This is a genomic window from Albimonas donghaensis (assembly GCF_900106695.1).
Lineage (GTDB): Bacteria > Pseudomonadota > Alphaproteobacteria > Rhodobacterales > Rhodobacteraceae > Albimonas > Albimonas donghaensis.
On the sequence record NZ_FNMZ01000016.1, the window covers coordinates 1 to 20,135 of the forward strand.

The 20,135-nt window shown below is 63.8% G+C and carries 17 protein-coding genes, 1 tRNA gene and 2 pseudogenes; 7 read left to right on the top strand and 13 right to left on the bottom strand.

Annotated elements, in window-relative coordinates:
* Positions 1-522: 522 nt before the first annotated feature.
* Entirely contained in the window at positions 523-792 is a 270-nt protein-coding gene (locus tag BLV24_RS21005) for a hypothetical protein (RefSeq protein ID WP_092685617.1), read from the bottom strand.
* A 685-nt stretch (positions 793-1,477) separates the two neighbouring features.
* Entirely contained in the window at positions 1,478-2,140 is a 663-nt protein-coding gene (locus BLV24_RS21010; RefSeq protein ID WP_092685590.1) for a hypothetical protein, read from the bottom strand.
* Here BLV24_RS21010 and BLV24_RS21015 point away from each other — a divergent pair.
* A pseudogene (locus tag BLV24_RS21015) lies at positions 2,136-2,411 on the top strand (ATP-binding protein); the annotation flags it as partial. The gene BLV24_RS21010 and the pseudogene BLV24_RS21015 sit on opposite strands and share 5 nt — an antisense overlap.
* 184 nt (positions 2,412-2,595) lie before the next feature.
* On the opposite strand, the gene BLV24_RS21825 reads toward BLV24_RS21015, so the two are convergent.
* Positions 2,596-2,940 carry a hypothetical protein gene (locus BLV24_RS21825; protein WP_143040400.1) on the bottom strand — a complete coding sequence of 115 codons (345 nt, stop codon included), beginning with the start codon at positions 2,938-2,940 and terminating at the stop codon, positions 2,596-2,598.
* A gap of 377 nt (positions 2,941-3,317) precedes the next feature.
* Entirely contained in the window at positions 3,318-3,863 is a 546-nt protein-coding gene (locus tag BLV24_RS21020; protein WP_092685592.1) for a recombinase family protein, read from the bottom strand.
* 702 nt (positions 3,864-4,565) lie between these two features.
* On the opposite strand from BLV24_RS21020, the gene BLV24_RS21025 reads away from it, so the two are divergent.
* Positions 4,566-5,852, top strand: coding sequence for an RNA-directed DNA polymerase (locus tag BLV24_RS21025; RefSeq protein ID WP_176954873.1), 1,287 nt, complete (start codon positions 4,566-4,568; stop codon positions 5,850-5,852).
* Positions 5,853-6,062: 210 nt separating this feature from the next.
* Here the strand turns inward: BLV24_RS21025 and BLV24_RS21030 are convergent.
* The 3 genes and pseudogenes from BLV24_RS21030 to BLV24_RS21040 all read right to left on the bottom strand — a co-directional run bounded on the left by BLV24_RS21030 (position 6,063) and on the right by BLV24_RS21040 (position 8,685).
* Positions 6,063-6,842: pseudogene (locus BLV24_RS21030) on the bottom strand (IS5 family transposase).
* Positions 6,843-6,917: 75 nt separating this feature from the next.
* On the bottom strand, positions 6,918-7,598 hold the full coding sequence (locus BLV24_RS21035; protein WP_092685598.1) for a hypothetical protein: 681 nt from the start codon (positions 7,596-7,598) through the stop codon (positions 6,918-6,920).
* A 55-nt stretch (positions 7,599-7,653) separates the two neighbouring features.
* The gene (locus BLV24_RS21040; protein ID WP_245710701.1) at positions 7,654-8,685 is read right to left on the bottom strand and encodes a Fic family protein; all 1,032 of its coding nucleotides are present in this window, start codon (positions 8,683-8,685) and stop codon (positions 7,654-7,656) included.
* Positions 8,686-8,945: 260 nt separating this feature from the next.
* Here BLV24_RS21040 and BLV24_RS21045 point away from each other — a divergent pair, with 260 nt between their 5' ends.
* On the top strand, positions 8,946-9,710 hold the full coding sequence (locus BLV24_RS21045; protein WP_092685602.1) for an abortive infection family protein: 765 nt from the start codon (positions 8,946-8,948) through the stop codon (positions 9,708-9,710).
* Here the strand turns inward: BLV24_RS21045 and BLV24_RS21050 are convergent.
* The 3 genes from BLV24_RS21050 to BLV24_RS21060 form a co-directional block, all read right to left on the bottom strand.
* Positions 9,683-10,006, bottom strand: coding sequence for a hypothetical protein (locus BLV24_RS21050; RefSeq protein ID WP_176954874.1), 324 nt, complete (start codon positions 10,004-10,006; stop codon positions 9,683-9,685). The genes BLV24_RS21045 and BLV24_RS21050 overlap by 28 nt on opposite strands.
* Positions 10,007-10,213: 207 nt before the next feature.
* On the bottom strand, positions 10,214-11,425 hold the full coding sequence (locus BLV24_RS21055; protein WP_092685606.1) for a tyrosine-type recombinase/integrase: 1,212 nt from the start codon (positions 11,423-11,425) through the stop codon (positions 10,214-10,216).
* A gap of 89 nt (positions 11,426-11,514) precedes the next feature.
* Positions 11,515-11,601, bottom strand: a tRNA-Leu gene (locus BLV24_RS21060).
* Positions 11,602-11,843: 242 nt separating this feature from the next.
* Between BLV24_RS21060 and lipB the strand changes: the two genes are divergently transcribed.
* The 3 genes from lipB to BLV24_RS21075 all read left to right on the top strand — a co-directional run bounded on the left by lipB (position 11,844) and on the right by BLV24_RS21075 (position 15,399).
* Complete coding sequence (lipB, locus tag BLV24_RS21065; RefSeq protein WP_092685608.1) at positions 11,844-12,566, top strand: lipoyl(octanoyl) transferase LipB; 723 nt, start codon at positions 11,844-11,846, stop codon at positions 12,564-12,566.
* Between the two features lie 627 nt (positions 12,567-13,193).
* Positions 13,194-14,837 carry a cytochrome c oxidase subunit I gene (gene ctaD, locus BLV24_RS21070; RefSeq protein WP_092685610.1) on the top strand — a complete coding sequence of 548 codons (1,644 nt, stop codon included), beginning with the start codon at positions 13,194-13,196 and terminating at the stop codon, positions 14,835-14,837.
* A 16-nt stretch (positions 14,838-14,853) separates the two neighbouring features.
* The gene (locus tag BLV24_RS21075) at positions 14,854-15,399 is read left to right on the top strand and encodes a DUF2244 domain-containing protein (protein ID WP_092685612.1); all 546 of its coding nucleotides are present in this window, start codon (positions 14,854-14,856) and stop codon (positions 15,397-15,399) included.
* A gap of 117 nt (positions 15,400-15,516) precedes the next feature.
* Here BLV24_RS21075 and BLV24_RS21080 read toward each other — a convergent pair whose 3' ends face one another.
* Positions 15,517-15,930: a DUF6165 family protein gene (locus BLV24_RS21080; protein WP_218133489.1), complete on the bottom strand. Its 414-nt coding sequence runs from the start codon at positions 15,928-15,930 to the stop codon at positions 15,517-15,519.
* Positions 15,927-17,381: a hypothetical protein gene (locus BLV24_RS21085; RefSeq protein ID WP_143040401.1), complete on the bottom strand. Its 1,455-nt coding sequence runs from the start codon at positions 17,379-17,381 to the stop codon at positions 15,927-15,929. Before BLV24_RS21085 ends, BLV24_RS21080 begins: the two co-directional genes overlap by 4 nt.
* Before the next feature lie 318 nt (positions 17,382-17,699).
* On the opposite strand from BLV24_RS21085, the gene mgtE reads away from it, so the two are divergent.
* A complete protein-coding gene (gene mgtE, locus BLV24_RS21090) occupies positions 17,700-19,202 on the top strand; it encodes a magnesium transporter (RefSeq protein ID WP_143040402.1) in 1,503 nt (500 codons plus the stop codon).
* Positions 19,203-19,211: 9 nt separating this feature from the next.
* On the opposite strand, the gene BLV24_RS21095 is transcribed toward mgtE, so the two are convergent.
* Positions 19,212-19,969, bottom strand: a protein-coding gene (locus tag BLV24_RS21095; protein WP_092685616.1) for an IS5 family transposase whose coding sequence is annotated in 2 segments (ribosomal slippage) — positions 19,212-19,660 and positions 19,660-19,969 — 759 coding nt in all. Because the reading frame shifts where the segments join, the coding sequence is not laid out codon by codon here.
* Between the last annotated feature and the right edge of the window lie 166 nt (positions 19,970-20,135).

A 20,135-nucleotide genomic window follows, 5' to 3' on the forward strand; every position in this document is an offset into this window, starting at 1 on the left:
CATCGGCCGCATCGCAGACGCCTACACCCCCGCCGAATGCGCCAACTGCTTCAGCGCATGCGGATACGATCCAGACTGGTAGGAGTCCGCTCTAGGGAGGAGGCGCCCGCGGGCGGCGTGGCGCCAGCCTTCAGGGCACGAGCACGTCGCTCCAGCCTGAAAAGGCATCCAACCTGGGCGGTTTTCGAGCCTGCGGAAGAACAGTTGGCGCCGGATCTCGAAATGGTTGCCGACTGCGGTGCTCGGTCCCTCCGTAAATCGGGTCGCCGATAGGTGGAGTGTTTCGCAACGATTTCCATGGCGGGGAGAAGTGTGGACGGGGCCCGAACCATGACCCCTGCCAGTCAGCGCTCAAGCCGTCGAGAACGTTATTCTCGGATCGGGCAGGGTTCCGAACAGCGCTGGTCGGCATCCCGTCCGATGTTCGCTCAGCATATCGTTTCCGACGGATTGCGCACGATTTGGCAGGGCTCCTGTTGGGGGCCGATCCACCCGCATGCGCTGTTGCGGCCGCACCCGGTCTCACGGCTTGCGTAACGGAATGACGTTGTGACCCCTCATGAAGGCGAGGGGGCCGCCGGCTTCGATTTCCTGCAGCGCCGCTGTCCAGGCGTCCTTGTCGGAAGAGAACGGATCGTCCCAGACATGGCTGACGCCTTCGCCGTCGACGACTTCCAGAGTCCAGGTCTTGTCAGTCTCAAGCCGGTAGATCTCGATCGTGAACGTGTATCCGTCGACGATGACCCTCTGGCTGTTGCTCGAGGTGACGAGCTTCGGTTCGTCGTCGATCATGTTGCTCGTCCCGCATGTCATCTTCTCTCCGAGTATGATCCGAGCAACGACGTCGTCAATGCATCGGGGCGGAAGCTAAAAAGGCCGCTGTTCGGCGACCTCTCTTTGCATCTGTCCAGCGACGATGGCGCGCAGGGCGCCGGCGACCAGGCGCTGTTTCGGGAAGACGGATACGCCATGGCACTCGCGCTGGTCGAGCCGTAGGCCGGGATCCGTGGCGACCCGCGTTCGTCGTCAATGCGCTCACAGGCTCCATGCGGCAGCTCCCTGTTCTTGCGCTTCGTTTCCCTGATCCAGCCCTGAAAGATCCCTGTTCGACCAGTTTGGCTTCCCTGTTTCGAGCGGCAGGGAATTTGCTCGCAAGTCATTGTCATCACGACGAATTTGACGGTGAGTTCGTCGTGCGCTCTCTCAAATCGTATGGATTTCCCTGTAAACCCCCTGTTCTTGGAGGCGGAGCAGGGTTCGCAGGCGACTGCGACCACCACCACGCTCCCCCCTGACAAACCGTGGTAGCTGTGCCGTATCGGAAGTCCGCGTGATTTCCGTGGGTTGGGCGCGTATGGCGGCTCCGGAACCTCACCAGAGCACGGACATCGGAGCGGAAACGCCCCTCGCGGGGGCGTTTGCTCTGCGGGCGCGTTTCGGGTGAGGTCTTGAGAGAGGCGTTGCGCTGGCGGTCCGGTCAATTCGGACGATGATCGAAGCCCAGGACTTGGTGCTGCTCGGTCCAGTCGAGCGGGATCTCAGGCAGCCGGCGCAATGAGCCGGCGGTCAGCGTCTCGGGCTGGCGGCCGTTCAGGATCGCCTCGGCGAGGTCCGGCGCCAGGAAAGCCAGCGGCAGAATCCGGCTGACCGTTCCCTTGCGCGCGCCCTCGCGCCGCTCGATCTCGCCAACCGAGGCGGCGGCGCCGGAGAGCAGCTCCTTCGCCCATCGGCGCGCGTCGGCGACCATCGCGATGAGGTCCGCATCCGGCTTCCGCTCGCGGCGATCGAGGCCGATGACGATGGGCTTGGCGCATCCGGCCTGGCGGATGCGCAGCGGCGCCTCGATCCGAATCGGTTCGATCTGGGCATCGCTCGCCATGGGGCGGATGAGTGTTTTGGCGCTGATCGTGATGGTGATGATCGCGTCGCCCGGGTCGATGCGATGGATGAGGTCGAGCAAGGGGCCGATCCGATCCGCAGCGCTTGCGGCGATGGCCTTCGCGCGGTCGAGCGCGGCGGCGATGGTCGAGGGCTTCGCGCCAGCCTGAAGCAGGTCGGCGGCGAGCCGGTCGGCATCGCCGAGGCGTTCGGTTAAGGTTTTTGCAACGAAGGTCTCGATACTCTCCGCCGGCATCCGCATCGCCGACCACCTGTGCCGTCTGGACTTCGTTGTGTTCGACGAGCTCGGCTATCTCCCCTTCGCCCAGTCTGGCGGGCGGCTGCTCTTCCACCTCGTGAGCAGACTCTACGAGCGCACCTCAGTCATCGTGACCACGAACCTCGCCTTCGGCGAATGGCCCACCGTCTTCGGCGACGCCAAGATGACCACCGCCCTCCTCGACCGGTTCACCCACCATTGCGACATCGTCGAGACCGGCAACGAGAGCTGGCGCTTCAAGAACCGAGCCTGACCCAGGACGCAGATCCAAACACGCCCCCACCTGCCGGATCGACGCTCCGCCTACGGCTCCGCGTCGATCCGGCAGGTCAGCCGCCATGCTCATCAGAGGGGTCCTTTTTGCACGCCGATAGGGGGTCCTGATTGCGTGCCGTTTGACACTCCTTCATATGATTGAAATCGATGATGCGTTGATCTCACATGCGCTGATGACCGACATCAAGTTGGAAATGATCGGGTCGAACCTCGATCCGGTGGAAGCGTGGCTGGACTCCGAGGAAGGACTGAAGATCTGGCCGGTCGGAACATTCGCATCGACCGAATGGCTTTTCGATCAGTTCCGCCGTGCTGCTGATGATGGTGACATGATGCCAGGTCAGCGAACCAAGAACCATTTCCTTCGCAAGCTGACAGAACTCAGTTCCGCGGGACTGATCTCGAAAAAACTCCGCCACCGTATTCCCTGCGGTCAACGGCCCTGGGGTTTCGTCCGCTTCAAACCCGGGGAATTCGAGACGGTCCCGCCGGAAGGAGAACTGCAACCGGTATCTCCGCTCAGGGGGTCGGAGAAACTAATGAAGTTACGGGAGAATACTAATCGGGCAATAAGAAACACACACCTTAAGTCTGTCCAGTAGATGGACCGCCGTGGTGGTCCAAAACGGCAATGAGTGGTCCAACTCTGGACCACCCTTCTCTCCCGATGGTCCATGCTTGGTCCATGTTAAGTGACTGAAATTAAGATGATATTTAGCTTTTGGACCATGGGCCAGTAAAATTTTTTGAGTTCTCAGATGGGAGAAATAAGAAAGATGCATTCTCTGGATCGCTTATTTCTTCCATCTGGTCTCCGAATATCCCTCCGGTGGGCCATCGTGGGGGGGGCGGGTGTTGTGACTGGCACGGAAGAAGTAGCCACTCAACTGGCCAGGTGACGATACACCGTGGGAACCGACACCCCGAGGGAATCCGCAATCTCCCGAACCGGGGTGCCGGATTGGATCAGTCTTCGCGCAGCATCCAGCTTTGCCGGGGTCATCGACTTGGGGCGACCGCCGGTGCGCCCCCGCTTCCTGGCGGCGTCCAGCCCGACCCGGGTGCGTTCACGGATCAGGTCTCGTTCGAACTGCGCGATGGCACCGAACACGTGGAACACGAGCCGTCCACCGGGAGTGGAAGTGTCGATCTCCTCGGTCAGACTCCGCAATCCGATCTGGCGATGGTCCAGGTCAGCAACCAGATTGGTCAAATGCGGTAGGGAGCGCGCCACCCGGTCCAGCTTAAAGCAGACCAGCACATCCCCGGGGCGGGCATATTCCAGGGCCTCCCGTAGAACCGGACGATCCTCCCGTGCACCCGACGCGACCTCGGTGAAGACCTTGTCGCAACCAGCCTGGTGAAGAGAATCCAACTGACCGTCCATCGACTGTTCCCGAGTAGAAATCCGCGCGTAACCTACCAGCATGGCCACTCCATCGATTCTTGAAACTCAACTGATTATACCAGGATCGATGGTGAGTTTTGAGAGTATATTTTGAGAATGGATTGAGTTCGCTGACGGGGGTGCCCGATGGGCTTCGTTTTGATTATCGAAAACGACCGTTTCTGAGGTCGCATAATTCAATTCTTCGGGGAAGGGAGCCCCGAGGGCGACCAGTCTACCAACTTGAAAGCTCCAAACCTTTCGATCAATCTATCCAGAAGCTAATATGAAAATGCACGCAGCACCGAGCAAATAGACACATTCGCGAATGAGCGCATGACGGCGAAAACGAAAACCGCCCGCTTCCGCCGCTTGATCTCCCATGGATACTTTGCGCCCGAATTGCCGCCTTGCTTCAAGTCGGAGGACCTTGCACGTTGGCGTGAATCCATTTGGACGAAGATTTCACAAGTTCCGACTCACAACAATAGGCCGCTGGGAATAAGAAAATTTACATCGGAGCCAGCTTGGTTTCATTTCCCGCGATATGGGAGGGAGGATAGGCGGCACGGTGTAATAAACCCGGTATCCTATCTCGCTATCGCCAAAACCATCTCGGATCATTTTGTCCAACTGCGATCCGAATCCCGGAAATCCGGTATCTCTAGTTCTCCACTAATTTTCGACTGGTCTGGACAAAGGGCTCTAGTTCGCCCCAGCGTCGACTTAAGGGATGACTTTCGCGTGGAATTGTCGGCACGACTGGATGGCTTCGTCGAAGCCGACATTCAATCATTCTTTCATTCCATATACACGCACGCAATTCCGTGGGTTATATATGGAAAAAATTTCGCGAAAAATAATCGAGGACCTGCTCATTTCGGAAATGTTATTGACCTTTATTGCAGGAATTCGCAGGACGGCCAGACAATTGGCTTGCCGGTCGGCCCAGATACGTCAAGGCTGCTAGCTGAGGTGGTATCATCGGCAATTGACGCATCGCTGAAAGTCAAATTGGGCCAGAGAAATCCAACTGCATCTCGGTATATTGATGACTACACCATCGGGATTGAAGGTGGGGCGTCTGGGGAAAGGGTCATCTCAAGTCTTCGCCGTGCAGTTTCTGAATTTGAACTCGACCTGAATCCCCGAAAGACCTCCATCAGGTCTACCTCGGAGCGTCTTGCTACGGGGTGGAAGCAGTATGTGCGCGCAAGCTTCACCAGTGGGGATTCTTCTGCGGACGCGTTCTCCGAATACTTCTACAGGATCAACATCATATCCGAGCGACGCCCAGATATAAACATTGAGAAATTTGCACTTCGTAGCAGACGGCGCGCCTTTACAACGGCAGAAGAGTGGAAGAGAGTCCAAGATCATCTTTTTAACTCGTATCGGTCGAACCCGACCTTGATCGATTTTTTCGTCGAGACCCATGTGCAGCGACACCTGACCGGTAGAGATGTGTTGCCGGACAGAGTCTCTAGGTTCATTTCGGGCTATATTGGAACGCTGATTGAACAAGATAGGACGGGTGAGGTCATATGGCTGATATACTTGGCCATCAAGCTGAATCTTTCACTAAAATTGAGTGAATTTCCAGAGATTTGTTCTGTGGAGAACGCAATGGTTGCCATCCTGGCGGCCGAAGGATTTAGGCGTGGGGTGATCAATGGCGAACCTGACTACACACATTGGAATCGCTTTATAGCGACCGATGCGTTGAGGGGGGGGATGTGGCTATTCACTTACGAAGCATGTCGCACCAGGTGTATTCCTGCGGCGACGGCAGGCATCGTTCGCGCCGATCCATTCTTCGCACCACTAATCGATAGGAACGTTGCTTTCCTCGACTTGGATAGCGCACCTCTTTCGCTCGCCGAGTTTCTTCGCAGCAGGCACCGGGAGAATCGGAGGACCCAAGCGGTTCGACTGGACTTCAATGATGATTTCGAGTTTGAGATCGAAGAATTTGACGAAGATTTCGATGCAGATAATAATGATTGGGACAACGATCCCGCGGATTATTGATGCACGATCACTCATTTTGCGGACGTTGAATGCGCACTGCGTCGCGCGTGCACCGGGCGAACGGCCCGACAACATGCCGCGGCCATCATATCTGTATCGGGCATAATCCGCATCCAACCAATCCAACTAGAGCGTGGCCGAATGGCGGCGTCCTCACCGCACCGTGATGCGCCACCAGGAAAGCCCTTGGGGATTCAATTGCACTGGAGCCTAGGGCGCGGACTCATATCTTCGCGATCCAGAAGCGGATTGCGGCGAGTTTGAGAGCGGTGAGGTAATTGTCGGCGCGCCGGTCGTATCGGGTGGCGAGGCCGCGGAACTGTTTGATGCGGTTGAAGAACCGCTCGACCAGATTGCGCTGGCGATAGACCCACGGACTGAAGCTGAAGGCCTGCTTTCGGATCACGCGGGGCGGGATGTTGGCCCAGACGCCGCGGGCCGCCGCGCCGTCGCGGATCGGGTTGGTGTCGTAGGCGCGGTCGGCGATCAGGGTCGCGCCTTCTGCGAGATCGGCCACGAACTCCGTCCCGACCGGCGCGTCGCCGGCCTGGCCGGGCGTGAGGGTGAGGCGGATGGGGCGGCCCTCGGCATCGACCAGCGCATGGATCTTCGTCGTCAGCCCCCCGCGGGAATGTCCCATGCAGCCATGCCCGCCGTCGTCCGGGCCCCCCTTTTTCCCGCGGCCCTGTGCTGGTGGACCCGGACGCAGGAGCTGTCGATCATCACGATATCGCCGTCATAGGCCTCTGAGATCGCTTCCAGAATGCGGTCCCAGACCCCGGCCGCGCGCCATCGGGTGAAACGGTTGTAGAGCGTGGTGCGCGGGCCATAGCGCTCGGGCACGTCGCGCCAGGGCGTGCCTGCGCGGAACCTCCAGAGGATGCCGTTGATCACCCGCCGATCGTCCACCCGCGGCACGCCCCGCGACTTCTGCGGCAGCAGCGGCTGGATGATCGCCCATTCCCGGTCGGTCAGTTCGTGACGGCGCATCGATACCTCCTTCTTTCGGAGGTTGAATCAAAGATGCGAGGTCATGGGAATCCCGTTTATGGGGACGCGTCCTAGTCACCCAGCTTCGGTCACTGGGATTGATGTCGTGATCCGGGTGAGCATGGAAGTGACTTCAAACTTGCCGAAAAATTTGTGCGTAATGGTAATGCTTGACTGGAAATTTGGGACACCAAATATGCGAACAGCATAAATTCTTTCATTATTTAAATTCGGTGTTCCAAAATCTAATATTTCAGGCGGCTGCTTTGAGTAGAACGCTTTGAGTGCGTTCTGGAACATGAGTTCTGAGGAGTCAGCGTTACTGAGTAGGTTGTGGTATATATGGGACAAACTAAAATACTCCGGAAGTGTCATATCGGTCGAGCTATTTATAAGTCCGTAGCATAGGTGGTCAAAGAAGCAATCAAGGCGTCTGCTTTCAACCCGATATTTAAATGTGCCATCCGGAAGCCGTTTTTTGCCTTTCGAAATGCGCCTTTTTAATGCATTTCTTTTAAAACTAAGCTGCGGCGCAATCCGGGTTTGGTAAACTTCCCTTGCTCGATTGCTTGGGGACGCATTCATACAAATCTGCGCAAGGACGTAAATATCATCCTTAGATTTCTGGTTGTTGTGTTTCTCGCATGATTTAACGGTGAGGAGTTGATCGCGCTCTCCCTTTGGGAAAAATGACTTCGGAGGGACATGCTCTTTTGTGGTCCCTTGCGCTGTGCATCCTGGGAAATAACAATTCATTATTTAGCTCCGTCTGGCCCGTCTGGAGTGGGGTGTTACTTGATTCATTTGACTTTTATCGCCCACCTGAAACCTCCAGGAAGAGCCGGACCAGATTCACGTTGATGTAGTAGTTGCTCCGCCCCGCTTGGTGCTTCGCCAGCACACCTGTCTCCGCCAGCGAGTCCAGATACCTCGCCGCGGTTTGACGGGTTACGTCGAGGTCGGCAACCACGAACTCAATCTTCGTGTAGGGGTGCCGGAACAGGTTATTTAGCAAGTCTTGGGAGTAGAGCTTTGGGCGCTCCGTCCGGATCAAACGCTTCATTTCTGCCATCTGCGACCTGACGCCCTCGACCAGAGCCAGCGTAGTTCGCGCGGTCTGGGCCACAGCTTCGAGCATATACAGGACCCATGGCTCCCATTCCCCATGGTCACGCACGTGTTGGAGCAGTCGATAGTAGTCGACTTTGGTCTCGGTGATATAGCGGCTCAGGTAGAGGATCGGAATTTCCAGAAGGCCGGTGCGGTTCAGATAGAGCACGTTCAGGATTCTGCCGATCCTGCCATTCCCGTCAGGGAACGGGTGAATGCTCTCGAACTGGTGGTGGATTAGCGTCATCTTGATCAGAGGGTCGAGATTGCAGGCGGCATCGTCGTTGATGAAGCTCTCCAGCGCCGCCATGTGGGCTTCGATCCGACCGGCCTCCTGTGGTGGGACATAGACCGCTTCGCCCGTCGCTTCATTGCGCAGCGTCGTTCCAGGGGTGGTTCGGAAGCCACCCTGATGCCGCTTCAGAAGCTGAAACATCTCGATCAGCGTTCGATTCAGTATCAGGCCATCGGTCTCGATTAAGCGGTCATGGCCGAGCTTCAGGGCATCCCGGTAGAGGGCCACCTCCTTCGCCGCGGGTGAATCCGGGCCTTCGAGAAGAAGCTCGGACTGAAAAAGCTCGTCCTGGGTGGTGACGATGTTCTCGATCTCGGAACTCGCCTTGGCCTCCTGCAAGGCCAGGGTGTCGATCAGAATTCCTTGGTTCGGGATCGAAGCTGCGCGCCCTTTGAGTTCGGCAAGCGCTCTATTCGCCGCCGCCAGCGCCTTCAGCACCGGCACCGTCTCCAGGTCCACACCAGGAGGGAGATCAGGGAGCGTGTAGGTCGGTGCTAACATGTCAAAGGCCACGTGTTCGAAAAGTTGGATTTCTTTAACATGACACGCCGCTCATGTTAAGCTGATCGCCATATCGCAAACACGTTCCGACCTGGTCCGCCCGCAAGACGGAATGTCGCGGCGATGTCGCCCTGAAGGCGTTGCCGACCTCCGTTGCCGCATTCGGCCCGGTCCCGACTCCATCGGGGTAAACCGAATTGAACGACCTGGCCGACATCCCCGAGACGACCTTCGAAAAGGTAGTGATGATGGAGGGCGTGCTCATCGCCAGGGCAACTGGAGGAACAGCCGACAGCCGTATCTATCAGCATCTTCGTCGGGAGTTCATGGCCGATCCAGCGATCCGCGACCGGCTCCCGATGTTCGTGCGGACCTATCACAACCTCGATGCATTCTGGCCCTACATAAAGCGCGAGGCGGGATCGTATGCGGAACGTCGGGAGATCATCAGTCTCGCCTTCAGGCCGCTGCTCGATCACCTTGGCGGCGCGAGCGCCATGCCTGGCGACAAGGGAACTTCCGAGGTTCTGGGATCGTTCGATTCCGCGGGAGTCCATGTGGTCTGGACCAAGGCTCTGGAGCGTCGAATGACCGACCCAGAGGGCGCGATCACCGTGGCCCGCACCCTGTTGGAGACCGTGACCAAACGAATTCTTGACGAGACCGGGCAGGGATACTCCGACAAAGACGATTTGCCGAAGCTCTACGCGAACGCCGCGACCGTGTTGAATCTGGCCCCGAACCAGCACTCGGAGGAGCCGATCAAGGCGATCCTCGGCGGTGCGATGAACTTGGTTAACGGGATTGGCACGCTACGTAACCGTTTGTCGGATTCGCATGGTCGAGGCGGTAAGCTCCCAGTCCGGCCCTCCCCTCGTCATGCCAGTCTCGCCGTCAACACCGCGGGCGCGGTCGCCACGTTTCTGGTTGAGACTTACTTGGAGCGGAAGTCCTCGTCCTGAGGGTCCTGCGAGGCGTCGCCGTTGGGTTCGACGTCGGTCACGGAATCTCGGAATTTGCACCCGGAATAGAAAGTCGATCCGCTCCCGTCTGGGTGCTCGATCTCGATCATCACCCGCACCCCACTCAGCCCGTGGGGGTCATATCGAAAAAACGGCGCGTCGAAGCTCGCGAGATCACCAGCACGGATGCGTTTCTCGATCTCCGTCATGCACCGCTGATAGGCGAAGCCTGCATCCAGCCCGGCCAGCAGGGCGGTTTGATGAAGCATTGCATAGCAGGCGATCCCTGCGGTCACCGCGAGCGGTCCCAGCGGGAGCAGAGTTATCCAGAGGCGGGAGATCCGACGTGAGTGATCTATATCTGTATTTAGCGCGGCAGGATCGGACTGGTGGCACGTTGGAGGCTGCGTCGGGGACGACCCGCGGTCTTCACCGCGATGGCGAAGGTCCTCCGTCGCTCTTGGTGTGTTCGAGTCCTCGAAGCCATCGTCGGCTAAGCGATATCAGGCCTCCAGCGCCGGTCTCAGCGCGTCCCGCAGGCGATCCAACGAGAACCCCGAACCATAGGCCCCGTCCACCCCACGGCTGAGTTCGTGGCCCAGGATCGCGTTCTGCAGGTCGTTCGGTGCGCCGGTGTTGCGCAGGCCGTCCTTGAGGCTGTGGCGCAGGCTGTGAACGGTTTGACGGTTGTTCTCCCGGACCTCCTTGAGGTGCTTCATCAGGGCCTGGCTCAGGCTGTCTGGGCCTCGGGCTTCGGCATATCGGGGAAACAGGAGGCGGGTGGTGCGGGGTAGGGCGTGGGCGACCTCCAGGCCCTTGCCGACCAGGGGAACCCGCCGCTCGCTCCACGCGTTCTTCAACCGTCGCCAAGGCTTCGGTTCGATCAGGACGTGAGGGACGTCATCATTCAGGCGAAGGTCCGAGGCTTCCAGCCCGGCGATCTCCGACAGACGCGCTCCGGTGTGGTGGAGCAGGGTCCAGACCTGCAGGAACTCCGGCCTTCGCGCGGTGGCCAGTCGGTCATACATCGCGTTGATGACCGCGTCCGACAGGGGCAGGCGAAGCTGGCGGCGGCTCAGGCCCTCGTCGTCCTGGGGCATGGACAGGCCGGTGAAGGGGGAGCGCGGGTCCAGGTCGTGCTCCAGCGCCATCAGACGGAACACGGCGGACAGGTCGGAAAGGCGACGTTTCACCGTGATCGGTTTCACCCCGGTGCCCAGCATATGGTCGCGGATGGCGCGGGCGTCCTGCCGTTTGATCTCGGTGAGCGGTCGATCGTTTTTCAGCACCTTCAGGGCGATGGTGCGGACCCGGGCGATGGCCAGTTCCTGCTGATGCCGCTCGGTCGGGTCCTGCTTCCGGCGTTCCTCAAGGTAGAACTCGAACGCCTCGCACAAGGTCGGAGACGAGGGGGCCGGAGGTTCCTGATGAGACGTCGCGGTCGGTCGTGGCCGAGGAGATGCGGCGAACACCTGAACGGGAGGCGGTTCCGGAAGGGCGCGGAGGCGGCGATGACCGCGGATTAGGGATTCGGCGTAGGCGTGAACCTCGGCGTAATTCGCCAGAGCTTCGGCCTGGGTGGTGCCGATGACCCGGGTGAACTCACGACGTCCGCCGAGAATCGATCTCATCGGTTCGGGAATTCGCCTCCGATAGACGAAATGTCCCGAGCGGGCCGCGATGCGAATATGGAGGAGGTCGATCTGCAGTCCCATGACGGCCCCGGCTGTGGAGTCAGCGTGTAGGCGTCAGGACTGCAGTATCGCGAATTCGGCTTATGATCCAAAAATATAAGCCTGCCTGATGGTGCGGTCGAGAAGACTCGAACTTCCACGGGAGTTACCCCACAGCGACCTCAACGCTGCGCGTCTACCAATTCCGCCACGACCGCGGCTCCATCAGGCGGCGCGTGACTAGCACCGGGCGCGGGGCTTGTGAAGCCCTCCCGCGCCGAATTCGCATGCGGAGGCGCAACTTGTTCGCCGGCGCGGCGCGCGGCCCGGTCGGACCCTGCGTCAGGCGCATCCCCGCGCTGGCCGGCCCGGCCCGCGCTTGTCCCTCCGGCGCGCGCGGGCCATATCGGTCGGGCGGGCCGCGCCCGCCGCCGCCGCCCCACTCCGCCCGGAGCCGATCATGACCGAATGGCGCATCGCCGACGCTCCCGTCGCCTTCCCCGAGGCGCTCGCCGCCATGGAGGCGCGGGTGGCCGCCATTCGCGCCGGGGAGGCCGACGAGCTGATCTGGCTGCTGGAGCACCCGCCGCTCTACACCGCCGGCACCTCGGCCAAGCCCGAGGACCTGGTGGACCCGAACCGCTTCCCGGTGTTCGAGGCCCGGCGCGGCGGCGAATACACCTATCACGGGCCGGGGCAGCGGGTGGCCTACGCCATGCTCGACCTCAACCGGCGGGGGCGGGACGTGCGGGTGTTCGTGACGAAGCTGGAGCAATGGGTGATTCGCACCCTCGCCGCCTTCAACATCCAGGGGGAGACCCGTCCCGATCGGGTGGGCGTCTGGGTGGTCCGGCCCGACAAGCCGCCGCAGCCGGACGGCGCGCCGGCCGAGGACAAGATCGCCGCCATCGGCCTGCGCCTGCGCGGCTGGGTGAGCTTTCATGGGGTCTCGATCAACCTGGAGCCGGAGCTGGACCATTTCTCGGGAATCGTGCCCTGCGGGATCTCGGCCCATGGGGTGACCAGCTTCGCGGATCTGGGCCTGACCACGACGATGCCGGAGCTGGACATGGCCCTGCGCGCGGCCTTCGAGGAGGTGTTCGGCGAGGATGCCGGCGTTTCCGGTCCCCGGCCCGGGGATGTGGCGCGCGAGGTGGCGGGAGAGGCGGCGGGAGAGGGCTGACCCGCCCCCGGCCGCGCGCCCGCCGATAAGGGAGCCCCCCGAAAAGGCAGGTGCGCCCGTGCTCATCGCGCGCTTGCCGAACCGGGCGCTCCCGGCGTCCGCGGCCGCGTCGGGTGACTCGGGCGCAGGCTGACACGGCCCGAACGCCCGCGATGCCGTTCCGAAGCGTGAAACAACCTCTCGCGCCAGAGCCGCGCCAAAGTCGGACCGGCCCTCGCCCGCAGGGCCCGCGCGCCGCCGGAGGGGCGCGCCGATCGTCGCGGGGCGGGCGGTTTTGCGGGGTTCCGGAGGGGGCCGGGCGGGCGCGAGGCGGCGTCGGAGCGGCCGAGCCGGCCGAAACGCGCGTCGCCGCTGGCCGATTCCGATGAATTCGGGTAAACGAATGCGACGAAACCCGATCGGCGCCGGCAATTCGCCGCGTGGACCACTGGGGCGAATTGCCTATGGTCCGCCGAGGCTTCCGGGGCTATGGGTTCCGGCCAGAGGTTGATCCGAGGGCGTCTCGCCATCGTATCGCCATGAAGGGGGGCGGCGACGTCCGCCGAGAGACCACCCGGGGTGGGACCCCCGGACCGGCCGGAGCGCGGCTTTCGCGCGCTCCTCGGGCTACGCGGCAGGAGTGCAGACATGGCGGATGCAGCGGCTCACGCGCATGACGACCACCATCCGGGGTTCTTCACCCGGTGGTTCCTTTCGACCAACCACAAGGACATCGGGATCCTGTACTTGATCACCTCCGCGGTGCTCGGCCTGATCTCGGTCGCCTTCACGATGTATATGCGGCTGGAGCTCATGGAGCCCGGCGTGCAGTACATGCTGATGGAAGACGGCATCACGCCGAACGGCCATCTGTGGAACGTGATGATCACCGCGCATGGCATCCTGATGATGTTCTTCGTGGTGATTCCGGCGCTGTTCGGCGGCTTCGGCAACTACTTCATGCCGCTGATGATCGGCGCGCCGGACATGGCGTTCCCGCGCATGAACAACCTCAGCTACTGGATGTATTTCGCGGGCTCGGCGCTCGCGGTGCTGTCGGTGGTGTCGCCGGGCGGGGACCAGCAACTTGGCTCCGGCGTCGGCTGGGTGCTCTACGCGCCCCTGTCGGTGCGCGAAGGCGGCTATTCGATGGATCTCGCGATCTTCGCGGTCCACGTGTCGGGCGCCTCGTCGATCCTCGGCGCGATCAACATGATCACGACCTTCCTGAACATGCGCGCGCCGGGGATGACCCTGCACAAGGCGCCGCTGTTCGCCTGGTCGATCTTCGTGACCGCCTTCCTGATCCTGCTGTCGCTGCCCGTGCTGGCCGGCGCCATCACCATGCTGCTGACCGACCGCAACTTCGGGACGACCTTCTTCGACCCGGCCGGCGGCGGCGACCCGATCCTCTACCAGCACCTGCTGTGGTTCTTCGGGCACCCCGAGGTCTACATGATCATCGTGCCGGGCTTCGGCATCGTGTCCCATGTCATCTCGACCTTCTCCAAGAAGCCGGTCTTCGGCTATCTGGGCATGGTCTACGCGATGATCGGCATCGGCGTGCTGGGCTTCGTCGTGTGGGCGCACCACATGTACACGGTGGGCATGTCGCACACCCAGCAGGCCTATTTCATGCTGGCCACGATGGTGATCGCGGTGCCGACCGGCATCAAGATCTTCTCGTGGATCGCCACGATGTGGGGCGGGTCGATCAGCTTCAAGACCCCGATGCTGTGGGCCATGGGCTTCATCTTCCTGTTCACCGTCGGCGGCGTGACCGGCGTGGTGCTGAGCCAGGCCGGCGTCGACCGCGCCTACCATGACACCTACTATGTGGTGGCTCACTTCCACTACGTGATGTCGCTCGGCGCGGTGTTCTGCATCTTCGCGGGCGTCTACTACTGGATGGCCAAGATGACCGGCCGCCAGTACCCGGAGACGCTGGGCAAGATCCACTTCTGGATGATGTTCATCGGCGCCAACATCACCTTCTTCCCGCAGCACTTCCTGGGCCGTCAGGGCATGCCGCGGCGCTACATCGACTACCCCGAGCAGTTCTCGCTGTGGAACGAGGTGTCGTCCTACGGCGCCTTCCTCTCGGGCGCGTCGTTCCTGCTGTTCTTCTACATCGTCTACGTGACGGTCACGAAGGGCGAGAAGGTCACCGAAAAGGCCTATTGGGGCGAGCATTCCGACACCCTGGAATGGACCCTTCCCAACCCGCCGCCGGCCCACACGTTCGAGACGCTGCCGACTCCGGACATGTGGGACAAGAACCCCCATCACTGATGCGGGCCTTGAACGGATGAGCGCGATCGAGACGGCCGGGGCGCGATCCCCGGCCGTTTCCCGTTCCGAGCCGCCGCTCTACGCGGTGACGCTGTGGCCCCACCAGGCGCTGAGCCCGCGCGGCTTCGCGGTGGTGATGGGGTTCACGGGGGCGATGCTCTGCGTGCCGCTGATCCCGCTGCTGGGCACGGCGGTGGGGCTGGGGCTGGCGCCCTTCCTGGTGCTGACCCTGGGCGCGCTGGGCTTCTTCCTGCGCCGCAACGCCCGCGACCTGAGCCTGCATGAGGAACTCCGCCTCTGGCCCGACCTGGTGGAGGTCGTGCGCCGGGAGCCCGGGGGCGGGGTCAGGACCTGGCAGGCCAATCCCTACTGGGTGCGCCTGACCCTGCGCCCTGACGGGCGGCCCGAGAACTATCTGACCCTGAAAGGCGCGGGGCGGGAGATCGAGCTCGGCGCCTTCCTCAGCCCCGAGGAGCGCGCCGACCTCGCCGAGGAGCTGGAGAACGCGCTGATCCGCGCCCGCACCCACACGGACGCGACCCCGCATCGCCCAGATGCCTGAGCGGAAGCCCATGCGCGGTGGGGGCCGGGGGGTATGTCGGCCGGGAGGCTCGGGGAGTGCGGGCGGGGCCGATGCGCCGCAGGCGCGAGGGCCGGACCGTCTCCCGCGCAGGGGGGGTCAGGTCCGGGGGTGCGACTTCTCTTCCATCAACCGCGAGCCGAGCAGCAGGTTGATCCGCCGCTTCAGCGCCGCCCGCCCGTCATTGAGCTGGTAGACCGTCCGCGCCAGCGCCACGAAACCCGGCCCGAAATCGCCCGAGGCCTCGCAGCCGCGCAGATCCTCCTCCACCGCCCAGAGGTCCTCGTTGACCTCGCGCAGCCGGTCGGTGAGGTCGTCCAGCGCCTCGGTCGCGGGCAGGGCCTTGTCGCGGGCGGTGGTCAGCGCCTCAAGCTCGGTCGACACGTTGAACTTCTGCCCCGGATCGGTCAGCCGCCGGGCCTTGATCTCCAGGATGGTGATCTTGTCGATCAGCTCGCCCGGAGAGATCTCGACCTTCACCGCCAGCCTCCGCTCCGCCTGACGTATCGTCATCGCCGCGCCTCCCGCCATTGCGCCGTCTCGGCCTCCAGCCCCGCGGCGACGGCGGCGAAGACGCCGTCCCAGTCGCCGGGCCGCGCCTGCCGGATCAGCCGCATCGAGGGGTGCCATGGCGTCGTCGTCTCCTCCGGGCCGTAGAGCCAGAAGGGCGCGAAGGCCAGCAGGTTCCAGACCGGCTTGCCCAGCACCCCCGCCAGATGCGCCACCGCCGTGTCCATGGTGATCACCAGGTCCATCTCCAGGATCGTCGCCGCCGCGTCGGCGAAATCGCGATCCCCGCCCGCCGCGTCGACGATCAGCGCGCTGGCGGCGTCGGCGCGGAACGCCTCCAGCAGCGGCCCCTTGTAGAGGCTGAACAGCTGAACATCCGGTATCCCGGCCAGCGGCAGGAATCGCTCGGGCCCGAAACTGCGCTTGAAATTGGCCCGATACGTGACCGAGCCCGACCAGCACACCCCCACCCGGAAGCGTTCCGCGAAGGGCGCGGTCAGCCGCGCCGCCCGCGCCTTGCTGCGGTCGGGGATGCGCAGCGGCGGGCTGCGGGGCGGGCCGGTCTCGGGCACGCCCAGCCAGCGGGGCAGGTCCATCATGTGGGCGGAGAAATCCGCGTCCGGCCAGGGATCGCCGGTGCTCAGCAGCCGGGTCACGCCGGGCAGCCCGTCGAACAACCGGGTCAGGGCGGGCTTGGCGGCAAGGAACACCTCCGCCCCGCGCGCCGCCAGAACGGGCAGGAACCGCGTCATCAGCAGCGCGTCGCCGAAGCCCTGTTCGGGCAGCACCAGGATGCGCCTGCCCGCCGGGTCCTCGCCCCGCCATTCGGGCACGGGGCAGGCGGCGCGCACCAGTTCGCCGGTCTCCCAGCGCGCGGCGAAGGCCTCGAACCCCGCCGCCCAGTCATGGGCCGAGAGCAGCGACAGCGCCCGCTGCACCCGCAATTCGCCGTCGCCGGGATGCCGCGCCAGCCCCGCCGCGGCGGCCGCCGCGCCCTCCCGCCCGCGGCCCAGGCCGCGCAGGGTGGCGGCCAGCATGGCGTGGGTCTCGGCGGCCTCGGGCCGGGCCGCGACCAGCCGGCGGCGGACCTCCAGCGCCTCGTCCAGCGCATCGGAATCATGCAGGGCGTTGCCCAGGTTGCCGAGAATCGCCAGGTCGTCCGGGGCCAGCGCATGGGCCCGCCGCTGGCACAGGGCGGCGGCGTCATGCCGGCCCTGCCGGCGCAGCAGCGCGCCGAGATTGGTCCAGGCATGGGCGTCGCCGGGCGTCCGGGCCAGATGCGCGCGGTAAAGCGCGAACGCCTCCTCCAGCCGGCCGGCGCGATGCGCCGCCACGGCCTGCGCACGCAGGCCCGCGGGCCCGTTCGGCCGGTCGCCGCGGCCTGGTCCCGTCGCGCCCTGCGCGCCGCCGCCGCCGGTTCCGCCGCCCGTTCCGTTGCCGGTTCCGCCGACCATTCCGCCGTTGCTTCCGTCGCCCGCCGCCGCGCGCGCGACGCCGTTGCGCACTTGCCTCACTCTCGCCTCCCGTCACGCCTCCGCCAAGCGGCGTCGCCCCGGCGGCCCCCCACGCGCCCATCACGGGGGCGCGAGCGGGTGCTGTCAACCGCGCCTTTGCCCGGCCGCCCTCCCCGACGCTCCGCGCGACATGCGCGCGCGCGCCCCGGAAACCCGTCGAATTCCTTGCGAACTTCAGGGAGCGGCGCTTTCAAATTCGCACGGTTGCGGGTTACATGCCTCGAAATCAGGCCCTCTCAGCACACGCGAGGCTCGCCCATGACCGACGCCGGCCCCGACCGCAAGCCCGACGCCGAGGACGACCCGCACGCCGCCGACAGGGCGGCGGTCGCCGGGGCCGACGCCGAGACCCCCGAGCCCGAGACCCCCAAGCCCGAGACCCCCGAACCCGAGACGAGCGAGCCCGAGACGCGCGACGACGAGTGGGAGCTCGACCCCAATGTCGTGACCGCCGCCACCGAGGCCGCCGAGACCCAGGACCGCGCCGCGCTCGACGCCGCGCTGGCGCCTCTGCACGCCGCCGACGTCGCCGACCTTTTCGAGCAGCTCGACCACGACACCCGCGACACCGTGGTGCGCATGCTCGGCTCCGATCTCGACCCCGAGATCCTGTCGGAGCTTGAGGACGACGTCCGCGACGACGTGCTCGCGGCGATGGAGCCGGCCCACCTCGCCGCCGCGGTGCGCGAGCTGGACGCCGACGACGTGGTCTACCTGGTCGAGGACCTGGACGAGGATCAGCAGGGCCGGGTGCTGGAGGCGCTGGAGCCGGTCGAGCGCATCGCGGTCGAGCAATCCCTGCAATATCCCGAATACACCGCCGGCCGCATGATGCGCCGCGATTTCGTGGCCGCGCCCCCGTTCTGGACCGTGGGCCAGATGATCGACCACATGCGCGCCGACGACGATCTGCCCGACCAGTTCCACGACGTGGTGCTGGTGGACGCGGCGATGAAGCCCGTGGGGCTCGCGCCGCTGAGCCGGATCATGGGCGCGGGCCGCGACCGGCGCCTGGATGAGCTTCAGCGCGACCTGATGGAGATCATCGAGGTGCTGGAGCCGCAGGAGGACGTGGCCTACGGCTTCAACCAGTATCACATGGCCAGCGCGCCGGTGGTCGACGACAGCGGCCGGCTTCTGGGCGTCATCCACATGGAGGACGCGATGGAGGCGCTGGACGAGGAGGCCGACGAGGACCTCAAGCGCCTGTCGGGCGTCGGCGACGAGTCCCTGTCGGACAAGGTGCTGGAGATCACCAAGCTGCGCTTCCCGTGGCTGGTGGTGAACCTGGCGACCGCGGTTCTGGCGAGCATGGTGATCTCGCAGTTCGACGCCACCATTCAGCAGATCGTGGCGCTGGCGGTGCTGATGCCGATCGTGGCCTCGATGGGCGGCAACGCCGCGACCCAGACGCTGGCGGTGGCGGTGCGCGCGCTGGCCACCCGCGACCTCACCGCGTCCAACATGCGCCGGCTGGTGACCAGAGAGGCGGTGGTGGGGCTGTCCAACGGGCTGATCTTCGCGCTGCTGGTCGCGGTGGTGGAGGTGGTCTGGTACGGCGACGCGCTGCTGGCCGGCGTGATCGCGGCGGCGATGGTGATCAACATGGTGGCGGCGGGTCTCGCCGGCATCCTCATTCCCATCGCGCTGGACAAGGCCGGGGCCGACCCGGCGCTGGCCTCCGGCACCTTCGTGACCACGGTGACCGACGTGGTGGGTTTCTTCAGCTTCCTCGGACTGGCCGGGCTGGTGCTGCTCTAGGGCGCGGACTCATATGCTGGCGATCCAGAAGCGGATGGCGGCGAGCTTGAGGGCGGCGAGGTAATTGTCGGCGCGCCGGTCGTATCGGGTGGCAAGACCGCGGAACTGTTTGATGCGGTTGAAGAAGCGCTCGACCAGATTGCGCTGGCGATAGACCCACGGACTGAAGCTGAAAGCGTCCTTGCGGATCACGCGGGGCGGGATGTTCGCCCAAACGCCGCGGGCCGCCGCGCCCTCGCGGATCGGGTTGGTGTCGTAGGCGCGGTCGGCGATCAGGGTCGCGCCGGGGTCCAGATCGGCGACGAACGCTGTTCTCACCGGCGCGTCGCCCGCCTGGCCGGGCGTCAGCTTCAGGCGGATGGGGCGGCCCTCGGCATCGACCAGCGCATGGATCTTGGTGGTCAGGCCGCCGCGGGAATGTCCCATGCAGCCATGGTCGTCACCCCCCTTTTTCCCGCGGCCCCGTGCTGGTGCACGCGGACGCAGGAGCTGTCGATCATCACGATGTCGCCGTCATAGGCCTCTGAGATCGCTTCCAGAATGCGATCCCAGACCCCGGCCGCGCGCCATCGAGTGAAACGGTTGTAGAGCGTGGTCCGCGGGCCGTAGCGCTCGGGCACGTCCCGCCAGGGCGTTCCCGCCCGGCACCTCCAGAGGATGCCGTTGATCACACGGCGGTCGTCCACCCGCGGCACGTCCCGCGACTTCTGCGGCAGCAGCGGCTGGATGATCGCCCATTCCCGGTCGGTCAGTTCGTGACGGCGCATCGATACCTCCTCCTTTCGGAGGTTGAATCAAAGACGCGAGGCCATGGGAATCCCGCTTATGGGGACGCGCCCTAGAGCGTCAGCCCATCTGATTGAATCGAAGGGGATTCCCCTCGGGGTCTCGGTCTGATTCAAGATATCCGCCGGGGAAGGAGGCCGGCGTACA